Source organism: Bradyrhizobium sp. 23AC (assembly GCF_054863025.1).
Map to the genome: position 1 here is coordinate 672,692 of NZ_JAVAYN010000001.1, position 19,253 is coordinate 691,944.

Consider the following 19,253-nt stretch of genomic DNA (forward strand, 5'->3'; position numbering starts at 1 on the left):
CTCCAGGGAGGGGGAATGCGCCAGGTTTTTTCCACGGTGGCAGCCGGAATGTCTCGAGCCGCAAGGAACGGCTGGGAGGCCTTGGCGCGACGTGGTCCTGTCCTGTGGCTGACCCTGTGCGGCGTGTTGCTGGTCGCGGGCATCTTCGGTGTGACGGCCGTGGCCGTCGGTGAATTTCGCGATCGCACCCTGGCCAACCGCGAGCGCGAGCTGGAAAACACGGTCCAGCTGATCGCCCGGCATTTTGATCAGCAATTCGAGGACTCCGACGTCGTCGCCGCCGATCTAATCGGTCAGATGAGCCTGATGGAGATCACCTCGCCGACGATGTTCCGCGAGCGCATGTCCGGAGCTGCGGCGAACCAGATGCTGCGCAGCAAGATCAGCTCCGTGTCTTACCTCGGCGATATCGCGATCTACGATGCCGACGGCGAGCTGATCAACTGGTCGCGGGCCCAGCCCCTGCCCAAGATCAACGTTTCGTCGCGGGCCTACTTTCAGACATTCAAGACCAATCCGCAGTCCGAACCGGTGCTGCTGGAATCAGTCCGCAGCTTCATCATCAACAAATGGACCACGATCGTAGCGCGCCGCTTGAACGGCGCGGACGGCACCTTCCTCGGCGCGATGGTCCGCCGGATCGATCCGGACAGCTACCAGCATTATTTCGCATCGGTCGCGCTTGCCGAGGGCACGGCCATCTCGCTGTTCGATCGCGAAGGCAAGATGCTGGCGCGTTATCCGCATCATGAGGAGCTGATCGGACGGAGCTTCAAGGATGCGCCTCTGATGCGGAAGGTGCTGACCAAGGGCGGTCAGCAAACGCTTCGCGTCAGGAGCCCGCTCGACGGCGAGGAGCGGCTCGGCTCAGCGGCGTCGCTGACGCATTTTCCGCTGGTCATCGTCGCCACCAACACGACAGTCGCGGCCCTGGCGGACTGGCGGCAGCAGACCGGCTTCATGGTCACGACCGCCGCGCTTTCGGCTGCCGTGATCGCACTGATCCTTTATCTGATCATCCGCCTGATCAACCGGCAGAACCGCGAAGCGCAGGAACGGCTGGAAGCGGAGCGACTGCGGCTCGACACCGCCTTGAACAACATGACGCAGGGGCTGATCCTCTACGACGCGAGCGGCACCATCGTCACCTGCAACCGACGCTACGCCGACATGTTCGGCCTCTCCCATGACGTCATCAAGCCCGGCTGTCACATCCGCGAGGCGATGTATCATCGCCAGGAGCGCGGCGCGTTTGACGGCGACGTCGAGGAATTTTGTGCGGACGTGATGAGCGTCGTCGCCGACGGCACGGTCTCCACGCGAATTCATCAACTGGCCAATGGCCGCGCCTTCCAGGTCATCAACACCCCGCTCGCCCAGGGCGGCTGGGTCGCCACGATCGAAGACATCACCGATCGCCGCCACCTGGAACAGGAGCGCGATCGCAACCACACCTTCCTGCGCGAGATCATCGACCATATTCCTTCGCGGATCACCGTGAAGGATGCCCGAACGCGGCGCTACCTCCTGGCCAACCAGGTGGCCGAGCAACAGCTCGGCGAAACCCCGGAGTCGATCGTCGGCAAGAGCGCGTTCGACCTTTACCCGACGCAAGACGCCGAGATCATCACCCGGGACGACGACAAGCTGCTGCAATCGCCGAACGGCCTGTTCCTGGATGAGCACATCTGGAATACCCCGGCCACCGGACGGCGCTATATCACCTCGACCCGGATCGGCATCCGCGACAAGTCCGGCGAGCCGCGCTACATCATCAATGTCGTCGAGGACGTCACCGAGCGTCGGCGCGCCCACGAGAAGATCGCGCATATGGCGCATTACGATGCGCTGACCGATCTGCCGAACCGCACGCTGTTCCGCGAGCAGATCGAACGCGAGCTGGCGAAGGTCGCCGATGGCGGGCAGTTTGCGCTGCTCTATATCGACGTCGACGAATTCAAGGGCATCAATGATTCACTCGGCCACCACGTCGGCGACGAGCTGTTGAAGGCGATCGCGGGCCGCCTCCGCGGCTGCCTCAAGCAGGACGATTTGATCGCGCGGCTCGGCGGCGACGAGTTCGCCGTGATCCAGACCGGCATCCAATCCCCTGCCGACGTGCTGGCCTTCGTGACACGGATCTACGAGGCGATCCGGCAGCCCTATCACTGTCTCGGCCATCAGCTCTCCACCGACGCGAGCATCGGAATCGCGCTTGCGCCGCAGGACGGCACCGATCTCGACCAGCTCATCAAGAACGCGGATCTCGCGATGTACGGCGCCAAGGCCGAGGGGCGCCGCACCCATCGCTTCTTCGAGCCGGAGATGGATGCCTGCGCCAAGGCGCGCCTCAGCATGGAGCAGGATCTGCGGCAGGCCCTGGTGAACGGCGGCTTCGAGATTCACTATCAGCCGCTGGTCGACCTGCGCACCAACGACGTGGCGGGTTGCGAGGCGCTGCTGCGCTGGCGCCATCCAGAACGCGGCATGGTGTCGCCCGCGGAGTTCATTCCCGTCGCCGAGGACACCGGCCTGATCAACGAGCTTGGCGACTGGGTGCTGCGCATGGCCTGCAACGAGGCCGCGACCTGGCCGTCGCATGTCCGCGTCGCCGTCAACGTGTCCCCCGTGCAGCTCAAATGCGACACGCTGGCGCTCCGGATCGCGGGCGCGCTCGCCGCCTCCGGGCTGGACCCGCGCCGGCTCGAGCTCGAGATCACCGAGGCCGTGCTGATCCGCGACGACGAAGCCGCGCTCTCGATCCTGCACCAGCTCCGCTCGATCGGCGTGCGCATCGCGCTCGACGATTTCGGCACCGGCTACTCCTCGCTCAGCTATCTCAAGCGCTTCCCGTTCGACAAGATCAAGATCGACCGCTGCTTCGTCGCCGACATCGCGGAGACGAGCGGCGCACCCGTGATCGTGCAGGCGGTGGTGAACATCGCGGCCGCCAGCAGCATGACCACGGTTGCCGAGGGCGTCGAGACCGAGGCGCAGCGCGAGCTGCTGCGCGCGCTCGGCTGTACGCAGATGCAGGGTTACCTGTTCAGCCCGCCGAAGCCGGCCAGCGAGGTGCGGAAACTGTTCGGCTCGGGCGATGGCCTGCCCGGAGCCTTGCCAGTGGCGGCGGTGGCCTGATGCCGAAGCCAGGGAAGCCGTCAGGGAAGGTCTCGAACAAGGCGTCGGCGAAAGCCGTCGACGTCGCGGATTCCTATGCCGTGCGATTGATGCAGCATCTGGTGGTGCCGACCTTCGTGATCGATCCCAAGCGCCGCGTCGTGATCTGGAACAGGGCTTGCGAGCGGTTGACCGGCCTCGCCGCATCCGAGGTGATCGGCACCAGCAAGCACTGGCAGGCGTTCTACGAGACGAGGCGCCCCTGCCTCGCAGATCTCGTCGCACTCGATCGGCCCGAGCGGCTTCCGGAGTTCTATTCGGAGTATGCCGCGCGCGGCCATAACGGGCTCGGCTTTTCCGCGGAAAACTGGTGCACGATGCCGAAGCTCGGCAGCCAGCTCTATCTCGCCATCGACGCCGGTCCGATCCATGACGAGGCCGGCCATCTGATCGCCGTGGTGGAGACGCTGCGCGACCTCACCGACCAGAAGCGCGCCGAGATGGCGCTGAAGGAGCTCGCGACCAAGGACGGGTTGACCGGCCTGTCGAACCGCCGCTCGTTCGACCAGATGCTGATGAGCGAATGGGCCCGCGCCCACCGCACGCAGAAGCCGCTGGCGCTGCTGTTCGTCGACGTCGATCATTTCAAGCTGTTCAACGACCACCACGGCCACCAGACCGGCGACGAATGCCTGCGCGCGGTCGCTTCGGTGGTCAGCCGGCATGCCGTGCGCCCGCTCGATCTCGCCAGCCGCTATGGCGGCGAGGAGTTCGCGCTGATCCTGCCGGACATGGATTGCGATACCGCCTGCGTCATCGCCGACGAGATCCGCTGCGCCGTCATCGCCTTGCGGATCGCCCACGGCGCCATCGGTGCCGGCGACCACGTCACCCTCAGCGTCGGGGTCGCCAGCCACATTCCCGGCGGCGCCGATGGCGGGCCTGACCGGCTGCTGGGCGCGGCCGACGAGGCGCTCTATGTGGCCAAACGCCTCGGCCGCAACCGCGTCATCTGCGCCGAAAGGGTGCTTGCCGAATTCGCAAGCCTCGGCCGGGAAGCCGCAGCGGTTCCGGGCCCTTTCCGGCGCAAAACCGCTTAAAGCGCAATGTGGCGAGAACCGGTTGCCCGCCCCGCGCCAATCGGCTAAATGAGCGAGCACTGCACCCGTAGCTCAGCTGGATAGAGCGTTGCCCTCCGAAGGCAAAGGTCACACGTTCGAATCGTGTCGGGTGCGCCAATGATTTCAGGTACTTCTTAGGTTTTGCGCTCCCGATCGAATCTCTCGGGTAAGCACTGGGTAAGCACCCGCGCTAGTTACCTGACGCTCTAAACAGCTGGATCAGATCAAACAGCGTTGTGAGCACGTTGCTCATCGCTGGCCAGAACCGCCATAAAGTAAACGCGACGACCACCGACGCGCCAAAGGCGAACACTGCAACAGCGCTTCGACTCCGGACGTAGGTCGCTTCCAATAGGGAGCGCGCAAGGCGCCGGTTTGCTACTCGCAGGTTGAAGGCAGTGAGAACCCACGTCACTATGAGAATTACGCCTGACAGACCCAGAAAGCTGAAAAAATTCTCGGCCGCAAACGTGCTCACTTGAAAGAGAAGCGGAAAATCATCCCTCTCTTGCGATGAGATCCGTGGCTGGATCAAAATCGCGACCGCGGCGACCAAAATGGCAACGAAAGCCAGCGCAATCGTTCTTGACGCCACCACCTTTGCCAATTCGCCGTTCTGCCTGTTTGAAATTATCTGCTCAGCGGTACTGATTTCATCTGCCTTAGCTTGCAGTGAAAGAAGCAACGCATCGACGTTGAAGTCAGGGAAGGCGGCAAACTGTTGTGGCTGCAATTTTGCTTTGCAACAAGCACTGAAGCTGTTGCAGTAGGCCAAAATTCCCATGGCTCGCGCGGTTGATCGAGCATCTGGATCTCGTTTGAACCTGATAATTGCGTACTGCAGCGAGAAGATGATCTTCTTGCGCCACTCAATATCATCACCTCGATCTTGCAGAATGAGGATGGTGTCCGAACTTGCTTCGTGGTGCTGATGAGTGTGGCTGATGTCGCGAAGGAAGAAATAGCACTGATCCGCAACCCATTTGCGGATATTGTGGCCACCATTTTCGGCGAACTCTTCTGACGCTCGCTGTAGCGCGGTCTCCCTGAAAAAGGGTTGGCCGAAATAAACCTCTCCATTCCGATCGAGATCAAATTCTATTTCGATGTCTGCGCGCTCATCCACGAGCTTCCCCGCTCGGTCAAACGCGAGATTGGCTTGGCTAGGAACATCGGTAACATGCAAGAATCGAAGGCTATTGATCTCTCGGACGTAAGAACGGACGGCCTGATCGGCAAACGTCCTCCAATCTTGCCGGCTCTTGAAGATATGAATTTTCCCGCGAATCCAGTCTGCGGCCAGCGGACTATTGTCCGACTTTGCTGTTAGCGTGAACCAAAAATCCCCACTGATGTTGTACCACCAATGGATTAGTCGAGGAAAAAGGACGTCGCTAAGCGGGCGATGTTGATACGCGACTATAACTCGCTCTGCACCGGTATCCAGATTCGCGAAGATCGATTCAGTAGGGCGACGGGCGTCCCCTATATGCCGAAATGACAAGCGCCCGTTGACGGTGGGAATCCAGCCGACGTACGGTCGCTTAGTTGGATCTAGGGGAAGGCTTTCAACGGAAGATGCGGTCGAAAGCTTCGTCTGACAGTCGTCCGCAGACTTCAATGCGATTATCTCTTCTATTGAAAATCATGCCACCCTTGATGCGGCCATCGGGCAGCCAATCGTCGCGCGTGCGGGCACGGCCCATCACGGCGTCGGAAACACCCTTGACACGCAATGCACTCTTCTTCGCCTCGAAGCGATTCAGGCGGAACAGTTTATAGGCAATGGAGAACATGACAGCGGCCAACGAAAGGCCCACCGCCAATCCGAGATAATTGAGAGCCAGCATGCGAGGCGTTCCCAGGGTTGATGTGCGGAAAATTCAACCGGAACAACGATCTACGAATCAAAATGTGCCAAGCGGAACCACCTGTCAAATAGCCGCGCTCGCACGTTCTGCCAGATTGCTTCGCCGAGGCTCGCTTATGTCGACGCAGTTTATTTGACGCTACAAGCCGGTTCCGGGACTCGCCTGTGCGTCAAAACATCGTTGACTCGACTAGGGTGCCCTGGGACAAACGCTTATGAGCAGTCGTTTTTGGACATCCTAGAGGTGAAAAATATATTTGGGCACAGCCTGTGGGGACGTCTCAATTTCGAGGTTCAGCCACGAAGCTTAACCGGTCTTAACCAATTCGGCTGCGCTTTGCAGCTGGGTGCCCATTTTGTTCGTCTCCCTTTCGCAGGCGAAAACTCCTCCCTTGGCCTGCGAAATTCCATCTTGACGAACCACTAGCGGTACCACTGCCCTACTGACCCAGCCCTAGCGGCTTGCGGATAGCCCCCCGGAGGAATCCTCCGGCATGCCTGCTGCCAGAATCATCACCCCGCCGCAGTCCGGCCGTGACCGCAAGCACTATGCAAGTAACCACGCCCCAACCACGCTGTCTATTTCCGACGCCAGTTTTGGGGAACGGGCCTCTCTGGCATGGTTGAAGGCGCATGCAAGCGGCCCTGCGCGGCATCTGCGAGCCAGCCGGCCCAACGTTCAATGAACGCCTCTGATTCAACTGGCTCCATTGGCCAGGCCAGCTGAAATTCAGCCATACCGGCCCAGAGCGCCTTCGCCGCCTCAATCCCCGGATCCGCCATAAAAGGCCGCATCGTCGTGTTTCTACCCATCAAGGGCGAGACCATGAAGGCCGTTTCGATCCACTCAAATCGCCCCGCCTGGAGCGCGTCGCAATACCATAGCGAATGACTTCTTCCTTCGAAGTCATATCGGTCGCGGGGAACACGAAGAATAATACCGGCGTGGGCTATCACATCGAATGACGGAGCTTCCCACTCCCAAGGAGAGGGCGGCGTCTTCGCAAGGGGCACCAATTCGAGCTGAGCCGTGCCAAGCGAGATAGTGACACCATTCCTCTTCCCTGCCCTTCCCTTCTTCGCACTAGGTGCGGCCTCTAAAATCGCTTCAGACAGTTCCCCATGTAAGCCGTCGAGCAGTGCGGACGCGCTCTGGAAAAGATCGGCACGCTGTTCTGTAGCGGTGCGAGCTGCGGACGCCTTCCGCTCCGCTTCGCTCTGTTTGGCGACTTCGCCAAGATGTGCCTCGCTAAGCTTTCCTAGACCGCCAGAGCGTTGTTGTTGTGATCGCGTCAGTCGAGCAAGCAAGTTCGAAGCTGAGGGACGAGCACCAGGGGCCTTGAATAGCGTCTCCGTGACAATGGCCTTCAGAACTGACGACCCTACGTCAATGGTCGGAGGTTCATTGTGAAGGTGTTGCTCTCGATAGTCTTCAACGTGAGGGCCAAGAAACGGTTTGCGGCCAACGAGCAGTTCAAATGCCATAACCCCGAAAGCATAGACGTCAGCAGCACCAGTTGCCCTCTCAGCTCGCCATCGTTCTGGAGCCGCGTAGGGGGGGCTGAGAGCATACTTTTGAGTGTCGGCTGCCGTAGTTGCCTCGGCGTATCTCGAAATGCCAAAATCCGACAGACACCACTTGCCGTCTAGGTAGAGAACGTTTTGGGGTTTCAGGTCTCTATGGACAACCCTGCCATCCAGCTCCGAGAGAGAGGAAGCAATGTCGATCAAAATCGACGTCGCTTCCGACGTACTGAGGGGCGCCACAGTGTCCGTCAAATGGTCTCGCAGGGATTTTCTTGCGCGGGGCATAACAAGGACCCAGTTCTCGCCATGCTCGCCGCTATCTATGATCGGGATAATTCCACGAGCACCCTTTAAGTCCACAAACAACAGTTCTCGGCTCGCGCCGGGAGCTTTCGGTACCAACTTCACAGCGGCTTTGAGACCGTCCTGATTTTCAGCGGCGAATACCTGACCAAAGCCGCCGGCCCCGAGCCGGTCGCCGAGTACCCAATCGTGCTTAAGCCTGATCGTCGTCAACAACGCGCCTCCTCTGTTCGTCGCGCATCGGCGAATCCTGTGCCTGCATTATCTAGGCTCTTGTAAGTTGCGCGTCACTTGTGCTGCAATCAAGCCACAAATTTAGTTTCAGCCGTTTCTTTGGATCAGACCTTTCGAGAAGCCTCGGATAACACATGACAGAAGCTTTGGGATGGCCAGCCATCATTGGCATGGTCGGTGGCGTAGTCGGCATGCTCGGCGGAATCGCATCATTCGGGGATCGCTTCTACAAGGGGCGACCGGTCGGCTCTCTTACAACGCAAAATGCGTTCGGCAATACACTCGTTCACGTCCGGATCAAGAACATCACGAACTATGACGTGATGATCACCTATGCCAATGAGCGGAAGGGTGTCTACTTTCTGGCCGACGGCCCCGAAGTTGAAAGCATTGTGCGAGGCCAATTGGGCAAAGAGGCGTTCAAGCCTTTCATGCTCAAGCCTAGTGAAGAAAAGGAGCTCAGAGTCCAGGCCAAATATAAGGACGGGGTAGCGGTCGAGGCACTGGGGAAGAAGTACGTCGAGTTTTGGATCCACTGGCGGCGCGGTAACGCGCTGTGGCTGCCTCAAATTCCTTTGTTAGTTTGTGGCGACACTCAAACGATCCGCCGCATCGCTGGGGTCGAATGATGGACGAAGCCTTCGAGCTGTGCCCCGACCTTAAGGCCAAGGAGCTTTGCCTCGTTGTCCGACGGTATCACCACGGCAAATTCACCCGCGCTTACCACCAGCATATCCCTCAGCATCGCATTTCTGATGAGGCCCTAAGCTATCTCCTCCCAGCACTTGTGATGAAGTTTGAAAACAATGAACCCCTCACGATTGTGCGGAGTTTTCTGAACAAGCGCGGCAAGGATCCGGCGGCCTTCACGTTTAGGTGGGAAGTAGCCTATCCAGAACCCGGGGTTCTACGAAAGTACTGCGGCACCGATACATGCGCATGGGTTGACCAGATCATTTCGCGATCCAAATTTCGGATCAAGGCTAAGGAGAGCAAGAGCAGATGACCCGAATCAGCCTTGCCGCGGCGGCTATCTTTCTTTCAATAGTGCCGGCTTTAGGCGACTGCGACCAGGTGGTCGGCAAGCCGGTGGCGTCGCAAGTGTCGAGCGATTTTGCGACCCTCGTTGGATTTACCAAGGCGATCTGCGCAATTACGGCTGACGGTCAGCAATGCTCGCTCGTTTGTGTTTCGGATTTGAATATTTCCGGCGAAAATCGCAACCTTGCACTCATGGTGATTACTGCATCATCGGCGGCGAGAATGCGGGCAGCAGGGCTCAATAAATTTGCGCAGGTTACCTTCGCCGATCGCGAACTGCTGAGTTCTCGTAAGGCTCTCGCAATTTCGGCGGCGGACGCATCTACGATGCAGCAGTCCATAGCAAAATCTGGAGGCGAACACCCTTTAGTCGTGTCGGCAAGGGTAGCGGCGGCATACCGGACGATCGAGATTCCTAAGACAGGGGCGAAGAAGTAAAATACGGCACGGCCCTTCATCGATATTGACCTATCAGTTGCGATCTAGTTGGCGCGGCCCCCAAAGCTCCAGCGGCTGGCTCTCGGGCCCGACTCGCCCTTATCGTGTCCCATGACCAAGGCAGAGAACAGAGCGGCCGCGAAGGCGTATCATCAAGAGCGGATGCGCCAACGTGACGAAGAAGCGCGCGCCCAAGACATTGCTTCCGACCTCGCCGAACTTGGCCGGCTGCGCTACTATCTCATCTTCGGCAGGAAAGACTTCCGCGCCGACCGCGAGAAGCTGATGAAGGCCATTGACGACTACGTTGAAGAAATGACCGGAGACCGAACCAGGCTCCACGCTCAAGCTTCCAGCATTGGGCCCGGCAGGTCATGAAGCGGCACAGCCAAATGCTTCAGAAGCCGCCCTTTGCTGTTGCTCCGGCGCCGGCGATGGGGAATCATGCGCGGGCTGTGGGGGCCGGGCAATGGTGTTGCGTGTCGTAAGCGAGCAGTCCGAAGCGGAAATCAGGAAACAACGGGTTCATGACCAGTTGAGACGTGACCTCCGCAGATTTGCAGCGAACTTCCTCCGAATGACCAGCGGCTCAGGCAAGCCGTTAGAGCTTTTACCTCAGCTGGAAAAGTTGTCTGCATCCATCAGGGACTACACTGATGCCCACGATGGCGCTCTTCCGGCACCGAAGGTGATCCATCAGATCCTTAATGGTCACGAGGCAAAGCTTGAATACAGACCTTGGATCAAGGAAGTTAGCGAGTCCGAGCGGCAGCGTTGGGAGGCAGATGGCACCTTCGATCGCGAAGAAGCCATTGCCGGCATCGTCAGATCAGGCCTGCGGATGGTGGCAGCCGAGCTCGTTGATCAGCTAACGCAGCACAGCGTCGCCGAGAGCGACTTCTATGAAAGTATTAGAAAATTGGATGAAGCTCGAGAGAAGACTCGCCGCATTCATAATCCCAAGAAGAGATAGGCAGTGCCTGTATCAGTTCGATTTTACCTGTTCGCGCCTGACGGGCTTCAACGTATTTCGCGACGTGTCATGGATGGCCTTTGTCAGGGCCGTGACGCTTTGCCCCAGTTTGCCGGCACGAAACAGAAGGTCGCTAACGCGATCATCGAGGTCGAAAACGGCAAGCCCGCCCGGATTGTCAATATTGAAGGAACCTATCTGGGTTTCGACAGTGCTGGCAAAATTCAAGACTCTCTATGGCGGGGCGCTGTAGAAGCGATGGATACGCACGATGCGCTGGAGCGGTCGATACGCACAAAAGGATCAAAGGTTGTCGACTTAGCGCCAAAGCTAAATCGCGAAAGGTGGCAGAGAGAGAATCGTTGGACGCCAAGCAAGCATGACATCGATCTTATCTCGGAAGATGTGTTTGATCGACTGAAGCCTTCGAACCCTCCTTTGAAGGCCGTGAAGGGAGTCGCTAGAAAGCCCCCTCCTTTGACCTATGAGGCGAAAGCGGCAATCGATGAAATTCGGACAAAGCTTTTCGCCGTCGAGGGAAAGCTGGAATCATTAAGTGAACAATCGCTGAAAGGCTTGGCGTTCGAAGCTCGCAGGCTCGCCAGGGATGATTTAAATCAGCTTTGGTTGGGAGTAGCCGAGGCCGCTGATCGCCGCGGCGAGATCCGGGCGAGATATCGCACGGGAAAAGGCACTTGGTATGCCTCGGTCGAGATCATCCGCTGGGATGCATTCAGACGGTCAGGTGAATCCAGCAGCGTCGCGTATGAGAAATGCAACTCCAAGAAGGAGGCTGAGGAGGCCGCTAGGAAGCTCCTGTCGGAGAATGCAAAGCACTTTAGTGCCGAGGCATCAGTCGAGGCTCGCGTGGTATGCGATCTGGAGTGGAACAGTGAGGAGGCCAGTTAGGCAAGATATGTTGATGGATGTGAACAAGCGCGCGTGAACGCGCGGACGGAATTGTGTGAGTCCAATCCACGGTCACATAGACTCAAACCTTAAGAATCTAAGATTCTAGATTTGAGGAAGGCGCTACGTGTCCGATCGTGATGTTTCAAATAGTGCCCGTCGGCGAAGCCCCCATCAATTCCCGATTCACGCGCAGTTGGCTTTCGAGATCCACGATGTGCAGTGCCTAGCTCATCATCCAGCCCACTAGGGATTGATAATTTGACTCTCGCCCGCGACGCGCTTCGATGGTGGCCATGCCTCGTCCTATTCGCCGCCACACTCCCACGCATGCCGACGGCCGGCCACTCAAGATCACCTTCGGTGAGATGCGCGAGATGGGCTTGCGCGGCGTTTTGGTCTACTGCCATTGCGGCCATCATACAGCGCTAGAAGCCGACCAATGGTCGGACGAGCTGCGTCTGTCCGATGTTGAGTCCCGCTTCGTCTGCCTGAACTGCGGTAGTCGGGACGCTGACGTCAGGCCCGACTTTGATCGAGGCACCCCACCGCCCGCAATCACAGGCCATCGAACGCGATAGCCGCAAAAAAACGGCCCCAGCCGTTTGGCGGCGACTGGGGCCGTTGGACTACTCCGGCCCACGGGGGGCATGGAGCCGGAGCCAGCACCAAGCCTGAGACTTGCCGGTAGTTCCTAAGAAGCCAGGCCTGCCCACTGAGGCGGCCCTTACTTCATCAGGAGGTACAGGAAGAAGATAGCGAGCACGGCGAGCCATATTAACGACACGCTAAAATATAGCGTGCGCCGTCGCACCTTCAGTGCCTGCTGATGGGCTCATACCTCTCGATCTTGGTACCGCCCTCCCAAAGCTCTACTGCGTGTCCGTCCACAAGCTGTTTGGCTCTCTCCCTTGCTGCCGTCTCATCTGGCACTTCAAGGTCAACCCGTTGTTCTATGTGCCCATTGGCACCGATCAAATAGGCCCGATACTCGCGCATGGTCTGGCTCCAAAACACCGCCTCGTTCCGAAGCGAGAACGATTTTAGAGCCGATCCAAATTTGCGTCACTATCGAATTTAGGACACTCGCCCAGCTAACTTCGGACACTTAGGATCCCGGCGGTCAGTCCCTACCCCCATGAAAATATTGCAGGAAAACGAGGACCCCAACGACCGGGCGCCGCTCAGTCACACTTCGTGGAACTATTATCTTGTTTAATTATTAAATATCGGATTAAATAATTTAATCCATGGTGGAGGGTGGCGATGCCAGAACAAGAAGATGATGATCGGCGCGAATTCCTAAAGAACTGCGGAAAGTTCGCGGTGGTGACCCCACCTGTGATCACAGCCTTGCTTTCGACTTCTCTGACCAGCACAGCCATCGCCCATTCCGGCGGCGGCTTGAAGCATGGCCCTCGTGGCAACAATGGCTGGGGCAATGGCGGCGGGGACGGCAGCCCCAACGGCAAACCCGACAAGGACCGGTGACCTGAGGCAGGGCCGGGAACGCCTGGCAGACTGCCTAGTTTTCCCGACGCCCTTCCCTTAGGGCACCCCGGCAGGCCCCAGCTCCGACACCCTGCCCCGCGGAGCTGGGGCCGTTTTTGTGGGCCTCGAGCCACTACTTCGCACTCAATCGTGACCGGGGATCTTGGTTGCGTTGCAATATTTTCCCGACACGCGCGAATGAAGTTGATACGCTCCTTAGGTGCAGAGCACATCGGGAGCAACTTCAATTGCCTGACGAAATACCGTCGCCCAGCCGATTCTTCGTTCGAAGGGGAGGCAAGGGTTGGATGGTCTACGATCGAGAACGCAAGGGCCCAGCACTGATAGGGACCGCCTGGGCAGCCACTTTGACCAAGGAGCAAGCTGAACAAGTGCTACGTTCGCTCGCTTCTTCGCCTGCGGACAAGCCGCGCGCTGAAACCGACCGGGGCCCGCCGGGGTGAACCGGCGGGCCCTTGCCCCCGAAAGGACCGTGTCAGTCGAGATTGAGCTTCTTTTGGAGAGCCCTGATCATATCAACTACGTGCTCAACGGCGAACAGGGCCCGCGCAACACCATCCGGAGTTAGGTCGTGTTGGATGACCTCGAATACTTGGCCGTCCTCACCGCTGCGGCTAAATTCCGTATCTCCGACGACTTCGAACACCGTCAGGGACGCAATGCGCGCCATTTGCGCGATTTCTGAGAGGTCGTTCTCGAGATCGAGCGGGCTGATCGGCCGGCGTCGATCCTCGGCTATCGGCGTTGAGCTGGCCAAATCTACGCTCTTCAGCATCATGTTCATGGTCGCACTCCCGTTCATTTGATTCCTGGCAATTGAAAGTTCGGCTTGAGGTCCGCTGGGGCCGCCAGCTTGGACGCGCGACCCGCTTACGAGAAAGAAGGCTCATCGAGCCCCATCGTCAGGGCAACGGTGATGTTCTCGAGGAGAAACGTCTGCCACGAGCGCGTCCGTTTGCCGTCATCGCTGAACAAGTCCTGCGGCCAGCCCTGGCCATCGGTATCGTAAACCAGCGCATGATTGAGGAGGGCCAGCAGGCCAGCCATTGTGGTTGGCCGGACATTCACAAGGTCGCACGCGGCCTCTTCTTCGGCATCTGAGGCGCGGCTCAGTTCGCGCTCGGCTTCAATCCATCGTGGGTCATCGCTCGATACAATTTCATTGTCCCAGACGTTGACGCTAGACTTGCGCTTGTCCTTGGGCAACTCCGCCTCAAGAGCCATGTGGCGGTCGACCCAACCGATCCACGTTGCTCGCGCGGCTTTGTGCGCCTCAATGGCTGCGAATATGGGATCTACCATCGGCTCGGCTGCGATGGTTTCCTGCGGGATTGCCTTCCCTGCGAGAGCGGCGCCGACTAACATGTTCATGACTGACCTCCTGCTGAGCTGTGCCCTGGGCTCAGGAATGTCTGAGCAGGCAGTTAGTTCTGGCCTCGCTTGTCCGACCTGACATGCGCTTGGCCCGCTTTCCTGTTTCCGGGAAGACGTTGAAAATAGTCCGGCGCCTATGGCGCCATTAGCTACCGCGTTGCTCATGTTGTTCTCGTAATCTTGGGATTGATAGATTGACCGGGCACCGCCCGTGCTCGGTCTGCGACAGGCAAGCCTACGGCTGCTTCACCTCCTTCCTCGCTTGCCAGCCGAACAGCTGGGGCCACAGAGGATCGAAGTGCTCACAGAGAGCTTCGAATGCCGCCTGTGCTGCGCTTTCGATCAGATCGATGTGCAGGCGCGGCCAAACCGCCGTTGCCTGAACTCGGGGCGCCCGATGGCTTGAGGAGAAACCGTTACGGGCGCCTTCAATGGTCTCATGGAAATAGCCCTCGCACTGGCCAATCGTACCGAAGCGAAGAGCGAGCACGCCAATTTCGCGTTGCTGTTCAGGTGACAAGCTGCCCCATGCCTTGGCGGCGTCAAACGAGGCGAGTTCATGGAACGTGGGCAACCGATCCGAGAGCGGAATTTCCGCCTCGGGCGCCGCGACTTCGACTGGAGCCTGACCGCCACGGCGCACGCCGATGATCGTCCGCGCGTTCCAAATGGCAGCGCGCTTTCGCTCGCCCTTCTGCAAGAGAACGTCGACCATGCCGCGCGGCGTCTTGGCGCCAACGCTGACGCTAAGCACAACTTCTCCAGAGCCGGTGACATCACCCCGCAAAAGGTGACGGGCTGGGACCTTGACGAGAGCGGCTTTGTTGGATGGTGCCAGCATGTGCGCCTCCCCCTATGCCCAACGCTGCGCCAGGAGTTCGAAGGCCGGTGCCATGCCAGAGCGCGCAACGCGGGCCTCAGCGAAGCCGCTGCGCATCTGGAGGCCGAGGTAATAGCTGTAGGGACGATTGACGTGGTGGGCGCGCCCGCGGCATGCGAGTTCGTCGGCATAGTCCGACTTCGCTCGGGCATGGGCCTCGGTCATGAGCTTGGAGCGGCGCGCGTTGGCCGAAGAGCGCGGCTTGCTGCTAACCAAAGCTTCACGGCGGGCCATGGCCGAGTTGAGGTTGAACTGCGCGGTCTGCTGATCGGCGAGGAAGGGTGCGGGCATAGCTCCGCCGTTCACCGGGAGAGTGTTCTTGCTCATCTGGGTTGCTTTCAGAAATCAGTCTTGATACAAAAGGATCATACACGATGATCTAAAAGGATCAATAGGCTTGGTGGATTTTTCTCAACTTAGAGCGGCGCGTGCCCTGACCGGCCTATCTCAGCCCGAGGTCGCTGAAGCTGCGGGCGTATCGGTGCCGACATTGAAACGCGCAGAAGCCGGCGGTCCGATCAGGGTCGCAGACGAGACCATAGATGCGATAGCCAAAGCTCTCGAAAGAGCGGGCGTCGAGTTCATTCCCGAGAATGGTGGTGGTGCCGGCGTGAGGATGAAGAAGCGGAAGCGGTGATTCTTTATTCGAAAGTACCCCACCCCTCTTGGGGCCCCAGCCCGCCTACTTGCGAGCGCCAAAAGAGCCTTTTGCAGCCCGTGCGGATGGGAAAATCGTTCGAACTTGCACATCCCATAAAAGGGCGAATTTTTTCGTGCCGAAAAGTCCGATGCCCCTGTTTTCATAGGCCAGAAAATCATCTCAAAAATCAAAATAAATCGAATTTTCGGGCTCGCGCTGGCTATTTCCGTTCTACCGGCTCTTCCGGTCCGTGCAGACGACTTGGTCGGGCAAGCCAGCGTGATTGATGGCGATACGATCGAGATCCACGGTACCCGCGTCAGGCTTTGGGGGATCGACGCTCCCGAGAGCACCCAGCTTTGCAGGAACGACGACAGTAACCTCTATCAGTGCGGACGCGCCGCCGCGACGGCACTGGCCGGACTTTTATGGGCCATCAAGAGGCCCGTCCAATGCACCCCCGTTGATAGAGATCAATTCGGCCGGACCGTGGCAACGTGCCAGCTCGGGATGCCGGGACCTGACATTGGGCATCGGTTGGTCACTAATGGCCATGCGCTCGACTGGCCGCTGTACTCAAAAGGCAAGTATGAGGACGCCCAGCGCGGAGCAAAGAAGGCCAACCGTGGCATGTGGGCCGGCAGTTTCGTCGAACCGTGGAAGTACCGAGTCTGTGTGAAAAACGGCGGCAGGCCGTCCGCGTGCTCCGACGACGCGGACGCGCAGCACTAACCCGAATTGCTCGAACGTCCGCAACCCAGTGTCAATGTCCCCTTGAGTGACGTAGATCTGATGGTACTCGCGCTTGATGCCAGTGTGCTCGCGCTTTCACACGCAGATTCTGTGATGCCAAGAAAAGTAGGTCAGAGCACACTAATCACGCATTGCAGTAGGCTCACGACCACGGCCTTCGCAACAGGAAGCCGGTAATAGATTTCATCGCGTGTCGCCTTATCCAATGTGGGTGCATCGCGACGCCCGTCAGCGTCCATAAATGCAAGCATCCGTTCGTTCATCTCCCCAAATGGACAGGCCAAAGAGCCGGCTTGAATGTCCGGAAGCGCAGGGAGGCGAAGACCGACCTCGTCGTTATGGAAAGGTCGGCAACAGAGGTGGGACTGCCAAGAAACCATCATTTCATTCCGGTCTTCTACCTTCGACAGTGGCACGACGGTGTGGGGCAGCTCTATGAGCATAAGAAGGTTTACGGTGATCGAATAGTTCGGAAGCTGGTCAGTGCCATAGCGACTGGCTTTCAACGTGATCTTTATGCATTTCCTGAGTTGGGGCCCGAAGGCTTCGATCAGCACCTAGAGAGCAAATTCTTTCAGATCGTCGACGACGAGGGAGCAAAGGCGCTTCATCGATTTCTGATGCGAGATCCTTCCCCTTGGACCGCCGAAGCCCGAAGCGGATGGTCTCGCTTCCTCCTCAGCTTAAAGGTTCGACACCCAGACGCCATGGAAGAGCTTCGGCGCGCAATCCCGCGGCTATGGGGACGGAGCTATCCTCCGTCTCAGGTTGAATACGAGAGGCTGCGAAAGCCCGGCGATCCAGAGAGTTTTGACGCGTTCTTGAAGCGCCGCGATCCGAACATTGTGCACAAGATCACAATCAACATGATCATGCGGGCCATTGAGGTCGTCGAGGTCGGCACGCATATCAACGGCATGAAGTGGAAGGTTTTCGACCTGCCAAAATCAAGGCACGAGTTTCTTACATCCGATCGACCGGCTCACTATTGGAGAATAAAGGACCCTGACGGCTTTATTTCTCTTCCTATCAGCCCAAGAAAGCTCTTCGTTGCTGCCAACACCGATCATGTGTTTCAGAGACTAATGTTGGCCGATCAAACGAGGGTTGTCGGGGAGGTAAACAAGAAGGTCGTTAGCCAAGCGAGGCGTTTCGCGTACACTAGATCCGCGTCAGAAAACCAACCGTTGATCGAACGCTTTTTTGGGGTTGCGCAAGAGTCGCGCCCCCTATTTCCATTCGAGGTTGACTAGCGCTCGCATACGAATCGTACCTTCATTTTAGGAGCGGCGTCCACCAGGCTCACGACGGAGCAAGGGAAAGCGGAGCGCAAGGCTTCACCTGCGGGGTTTGTTCCCGACAGGTGTCGTCTCTCAGGGTGAGACCTCAAACAGGCTTTGAAGACATCCAGACGGATGCCAGGCAATGCTCATACTATAAGGAAGTGGATGTCGGTCTAACGAGCAGTTAACGAAGAAGCGCCCGGCGGCTTTGTGACGTTGCCGGTGAAGTGAAAGACTAAGGAAAATGGCGATGTTACGCAGCTCTGGAGTCACCCTGATCATTTACCGGCTGCTTGCCGTCACGGGCGTACTCTGCCTGAGCTGTGAAGCCGGTTTTGCGCAGATGATCGGGGATCCTAAATGCCGAGATCAGACTCATACCTCGCAGCGCGTCGAGGCGATCCGCAAAAATGTCGTGGCCCTGCGGGATTTTGTGGAAATGGTTCCTCCCGACGAGGCGGCCTACATTCGCTCGGAAGCCCAAAAGGCCCTAGATCAGCGCAATTCCGCCCGTTACAACGCGGTGGCCAACCGCCGATACTTTCGCGCCCTCCAGTTTCACGACGATGCACAAGTCGCGCTGGATAATCTCGATGCGGCTAAGAATGCCTCGGGAAAGGATTTGGCGCGTTACCTTGTCGTGGTGCTGTCGAGGCTTACTTCAGAAACATATGAGTTACTGCATCACTCGTGCTGAACATTCCAACGAGGAACAGGACCAAAGAAGTGATTGCAGCCAAGATTGCAGCGGCGTGAAGAATGAGATTTACGCGGCGCCAAATTCTCGATTTCGGGGTGTCTATAACGTAGGGATGCTCCCAGGTACGCATCATCGAACTAGCGTTCTCCCCATTGGCATAGTGCGTCAGATAGGCAAGCGCCATCCCAGCAACTGCCAAGGCGACGCCGAACGCAAACCACTTGATCGTTGAAGCGACATCGCCGACCCGGGCGAAGTCAACGGAAGTTTTTGACGCTACCCCGCCAAGGAAGGTGAGCACCCCAATTGCAGCACCGCCGTTTATGAGCACGAGCGTGCGGAGCGTGAGGTTCGATGCCGAAACGGTCTCTTTATTTATCTCAGTCCTGAAATCCTGATTGGCGTCGTGAGCTCGTTTAGCGTCATCCCGCTTCAGCTCATGCGACCATTTACGCTCCTCGATCTGCTGCTCATGAGCCCATTTGACCTGCTCAAAGGGCGGCTCTTGCGGTTGATCGGGCATGCTCGTGCGTATCCAAGTAGGAGAAGACTATGGGTCTCACAGACTAAGGTCGAGG

The 19,253-nt window shown here is 58.4% G+C and carries 21 protein-coding genes and 1 tRNA gene; 14 read left to right on the forward strand and 8 right to left on the reverse strand.

What is annotated here, in order from left to right:
* Positions 1-15: 15 nt before the first annotated feature.
* The 3 genes from RAD10_RS03085 (at position 16) to RAD10_RS03095 (ending at position 4,355) form a co-directional block, all read left to right on the forward strand.
* On the forward strand, positions 16-3,138 hold the full coding sequence (locus RAD10_RS03085; protein ID WP_461616280.1) for an EAL domain-containing protein: 3,123 nt from the start codon (positions 16-18) through the stop codon (positions 3,136-3,138).
* Positions 3,138-4,217: a sensor domain-containing diguanylate cyclase gene (locus RAD10_RS03090; protein ID WP_461616281.1), complete on the forward strand. Its 1,080-nt coding sequence runs from the start codon at positions 3,138-3,140 to the stop codon at positions 4,215-4,217. The genes RAD10_RS03085 and RAD10_RS03090 overlap by 1 nt, the downstream gene beginning before the upstream one ends.
* Before the next feature lie 61 nt (positions 4,218-4,278).
* A tRNA-Arg gene (locus RAD10_RS03095) sits at positions 4,279-4,355 on the forward strand.
* 73 nt (positions 4,356-4,428) lie between these two features.
* On the opposite strand, the gene RAD10_RS03100 is transcribed toward RAD10_RS03095, so the two are convergent.
* The 3 genes from RAD10_RS03100 to RAD10_RS03110 form a co-directional block, all read right to left on the reverse strand.
* Positions 4,429-5,859: a hypothetical protein gene (locus RAD10_RS03100; RefSeq protein ID WP_461616282.1), complete on the reverse strand. Its 1,431-nt coding sequence runs from the start codon at positions 5,857-5,859 to the stop codon at positions 4,429-4,431.
* A complete protein-coding gene (locus RAD10_RS03105) occupies positions 5,807-6,088 on the reverse strand; it encodes a hypothetical protein (protein WP_461616283.1) in 282 nt (93 codons plus the stop codon). Before RAD10_RS03105 ends, RAD10_RS03100 begins: the two co-directional genes overlap by 53 nt.
* Positions 6,089-6,687: 599 nt before the next feature.
* The gene (locus RAD10_RS03110) at positions 6,688-8,151 is read right to left on the reverse strand and encodes a serine/threonine-protein kinase (protein ID WP_461616284.1); all 1,464 of its coding nucleotides are present in this window, start codon (positions 8,149-8,151) and stop codon (positions 6,688-6,690) included.
* Between the two features lie 155 nt (positions 8,152-8,306).
* Between RAD10_RS03110 and RAD10_RS03115 the strand changes: the two genes are divergently transcribed.
* The 7 genes from RAD10_RS03115 to RAD10_RS03145 all read left to right on the forward strand — a co-directional run bounded on the left by RAD10_RS03115 (position 8,307) and on the right by RAD10_RS03145 (position 13,024).
* Entirely contained in the window at positions 8,307-8,801 is a 495-nt protein-coding gene (locus tag RAD10_RS03115) for a hypothetical protein (protein ID WP_461616285.1), read from the forward strand.
* Positions 8,798-9,178 carry a hypothetical protein gene (locus RAD10_RS03120; RefSeq protein WP_461616286.1) on the forward strand — a complete coding sequence of 127 codons (381 nt, stop codon included), beginning with the start codon at positions 8,798-8,800 and terminating at the stop codon, positions 9,176-9,178. The genes RAD10_RS03115 and RAD10_RS03120 overlap by 4 nt, the downstream gene beginning before the upstream one ends.
* Entirely contained in the window at positions 9,175-9,651 is a 477-nt protein-coding gene (locus tag RAD10_RS03125) for a hypothetical protein (protein ID WP_461616287.1), read from the forward strand. Before RAD10_RS03120 ends, RAD10_RS03125 begins: the two co-directional genes overlap by 4 nt.
* Positions 9,652-9,762: 111 nt before the next feature.
* The gene (locus RAD10_RS03130; protein ID WP_461616288.1) at positions 9,763-10,029 is read left to right on the forward strand and encodes a hypothetical protein; all 267 of its coding nucleotides are present in this window, start codon (positions 9,763-9,765) and stop codon (positions 10,027-10,029) included.
* Positions 10,030-10,120: 91 nt separating this feature from the next.
* Positions 10,121-10,624 (forward strand): hypothetical protein, encoded by a 504-nt coding sequence (locus tag RAD10_RS03135; RefSeq protein ID WP_461616289.1) that lies wholly within the window; start codon positions 10,121-10,123, stop codon positions 10,622-10,624.
* A gap of 3 nt (positions 10,625-10,627) precedes the next feature.
* Positions 10,628-11,533, forward strand: a complete 906-nt coding sequence (locus RAD10_RS03140; RefSeq protein ID WP_461616290.1) for a hypothetical protein — start codon at positions 10,628-10,630, stop codon at positions 11,531-11,533.
* 1,266 nt (positions 11,534-12,799) lie between these two features.
* Complete coding sequence (locus tag RAD10_RS03145) at positions 12,800-13,024, forward strand: hypothetical protein (protein WP_461616291.1); 225 nt, start codon at positions 12,800-12,802, stop codon at positions 13,022-13,024.
* A 496-nt stretch (positions 13,025-13,520) separates the two neighbouring features.
* Here the strand turns inward: RAD10_RS03145 and RAD10_RS03150 are convergent, their stop codons facing one another.
* The 4 genes from RAD10_RS03150 to RAD10_RS03165 all read right to left on the reverse strand — a co-directional run bounded on the left by RAD10_RS03150 (position 13,521) and on the right by RAD10_RS03165 (position 15,626).
* Entirely contained in the window at positions 13,521-13,829 is a 309-nt protein-coding gene (locus RAD10_RS03150) for a hypothetical protein (protein ID WP_461616292.1), read from the reverse strand.
* Positions 13,830-13,915: 86 nt separating this feature from the next.
* Positions 13,916-14,416, reverse strand: a complete 501-nt coding sequence (locus RAD10_RS03155) for a hypothetical protein (protein WP_461616293.1) — start codon at positions 14,414-14,416, stop codon at positions 13,916-13,918.
* Positions 14,417-14,654: 238 nt separating this feature from the next.
* Positions 14,655-15,260 carry a hypothetical protein gene (locus RAD10_RS03160; RefSeq protein WP_461616294.1) on the reverse strand — a complete coding sequence of 202 codons (606 nt, stop codon included), beginning with the start codon at positions 15,258-15,260 and terminating at the stop codon, positions 14,655-14,657.
* 12 nt (positions 15,261-15,272) lie between these two features.
* On the reverse strand, positions 15,273-15,626 hold the full coding sequence (locus RAD10_RS03165; RefSeq protein WP_461616295.1) for a hypothetical protein: 354 nt from the start codon (positions 15,624-15,626) through the stop codon (positions 15,273-15,275).
* A gap of 73 nt (positions 15,627-15,699) precedes the next feature.
* On the opposite strand from RAD10_RS03165, the gene RAD10_RS03170 reads away from it, so the two are divergent.
* From RAD10_RS03170 to RAD10_RS03185, 4 genes are all read left to right on the forward strand, one after another.
* The gene (locus RAD10_RS03170; RefSeq protein ID WP_461616577.1) at positions 15,700-15,936 is read left to right on the forward strand and encodes a helix-turn-helix domain-containing protein; all 237 of its coding nucleotides are present in this window, start codon (positions 15,700-15,702) and stop codon (positions 15,934-15,936) included.
* A 264-nt stretch (positions 15,937-16,200) separates the two neighbouring features.
* On the forward strand, positions 16,201-16,671 hold the full coding sequence (locus RAD10_RS03175; protein ID WP_461616296.1) for a thermonuclease family protein: 471 nt from the start codon (positions 16,201-16,203) through the stop codon (positions 16,669-16,671).
* Between the two features lie 314 nt (positions 16,672-16,985).
* The gene (locus RAD10_RS03180; RefSeq protein WP_461616297.1) at positions 16,986-17,945 is read left to right on the forward strand and encodes a DUF4238 domain-containing protein; all 960 of its coding nucleotides are present in this window, start codon (positions 16,986-16,988) and stop codon (positions 17,943-17,945) included.
* Positions 17,946-18,225: 280 nt separating this feature from the next.
* Positions 18,226-18,672 carry a hypothetical protein gene (locus tag RAD10_RS03185; protein ID WP_461616298.1) on the forward strand — a complete coding sequence of 149 codons (447 nt, stop codon included), beginning with the start codon at positions 18,226-18,228 and terminating at the stop codon, positions 18,670-18,672.
* On the opposite strand, the gene RAD10_RS03190 is transcribed toward RAD10_RS03185, so the two are convergent.
* On the reverse strand, positions 18,632-19,198 hold the full coding sequence (locus tag RAD10_RS03190; RefSeq protein ID WP_370142424.1) for a hypothetical protein: 567 nt from the start codon (positions 19,196-19,198) through the stop codon (positions 18,632-18,634). The genes RAD10_RS03185 and RAD10_RS03190 overlap by 41 nt on opposite strands.
* Positions 19,199-19,253 lie beyond the last annotated feature (55 nt).

Excerpts from the sequence above, each read along its gene's own strand:
- RAD10_RS03145 (WP_461616291.1), top strand. The coding sequence starts at position 12,800 with ATGCCAGAACAAGAAGATGATGATCGGCGCGAATTCCTAAAGAACTGC.
- RAD10_RS03130 (WP_461616288.1), top strand. The coding sequence starts at position 9,763 with ATGACCAAGGCAGAGAACAGAGCGGCCGCGAAGGCGTATCATCAAGAG.
- RAD10_RS03135 (WP_461616289.1), top strand. The coding sequence starts at position 10,121 with ATGGTGTTGCGTGTCGTAAGCGAGCAGTCCGAAGCGGAAATCAGGAAA.
- RAD10_RS03115 (WP_461616285.1), top strand. The coding sequence starts at position 8,307 with ATGACAGAAGCTTTGGGATGGCCAGCCATCATTGGCATGGTCGGTGGC.
- RAD10_RS03085 (WP_461616280.1), top strand. The coding sequence starts at position 16 with ATGCGCCAGGTTTTTTCCACGGTGGCAGCCGGAATGTCTCGAGCCGCA.
- RAD10_RS03125 (WP_461616287.1), top strand. The coding sequence starts at position 9,175 with ATGACCCGAATCAGCCTTGCCGCGGCGGCTATCTTTCTTTCAATAGTG.
- RAD10_RS03190 (WP_370142424.1), bottom strand. The coding sequence starts at position 19,198 with ATGCCCGATCAACCGCAAGAGCCGCCCTTTGAGCAGGTCAAATGGGCT.
- RAD10_RS03185 (WP_461616298.1), top strand. The coding sequence starts at position 18,226 with ATGTTACGCAGCTCTGGAGTCACCCTGATCATTTACCGGCTGCTTGCC.
- RAD10_RS03090 (WP_461616281.1), top strand. The coding sequence starts at position 3,138 with ATGCCGAAGCCAGGGAAGCCGTCAGGGAAGGTCTCGAACAAGGCGTCG.
- RAD10_RS03155 (WP_461616293.1), bottom strand. The coding sequence starts at position 14,416 with ATGAACATGTTAGTCGGCGCCGCTCTCGCAGGGAAGGCAATCCCGCAG.
- RAD10_RS03150 (WP_461616292.1), bottom strand. The coding sequence starts at position 13,829 with ATGAACATGATGCTGAAGAGCGTAGATTTGGCCAGCTCAACGCCGATA.
- RAD10_RS03120 (WP_461616286.1), top strand. The coding sequence starts at position 8,798 with ATGATGGACGAAGCCTTCGAGCTGTGCCCCGACCTTAAGGCCAAGGAG.
- RAD10_RS03160 (WP_461616294.1), bottom strand. The coding sequence starts at position 15,260 with ATGCTGGCACCATCCAACAAAGCCGCTCTCGTCAAGGTCCCAGCCCGT.
- RAD10_RS03105 (WP_461616283.1), bottom strand. The coding sequence starts at position 6,088 with ATGCTGGCTCTCAATTATCTCGGATTGGCGGTGGGCCTTTCGTTGGCC.
- RAD10_RS03165 (WP_461616295.1), bottom strand. The coding sequence starts at position 15,626 with ATGAGCAAGAACACTCTCCCGGTGAACGGCGGAGCTATGCCCGCACCC.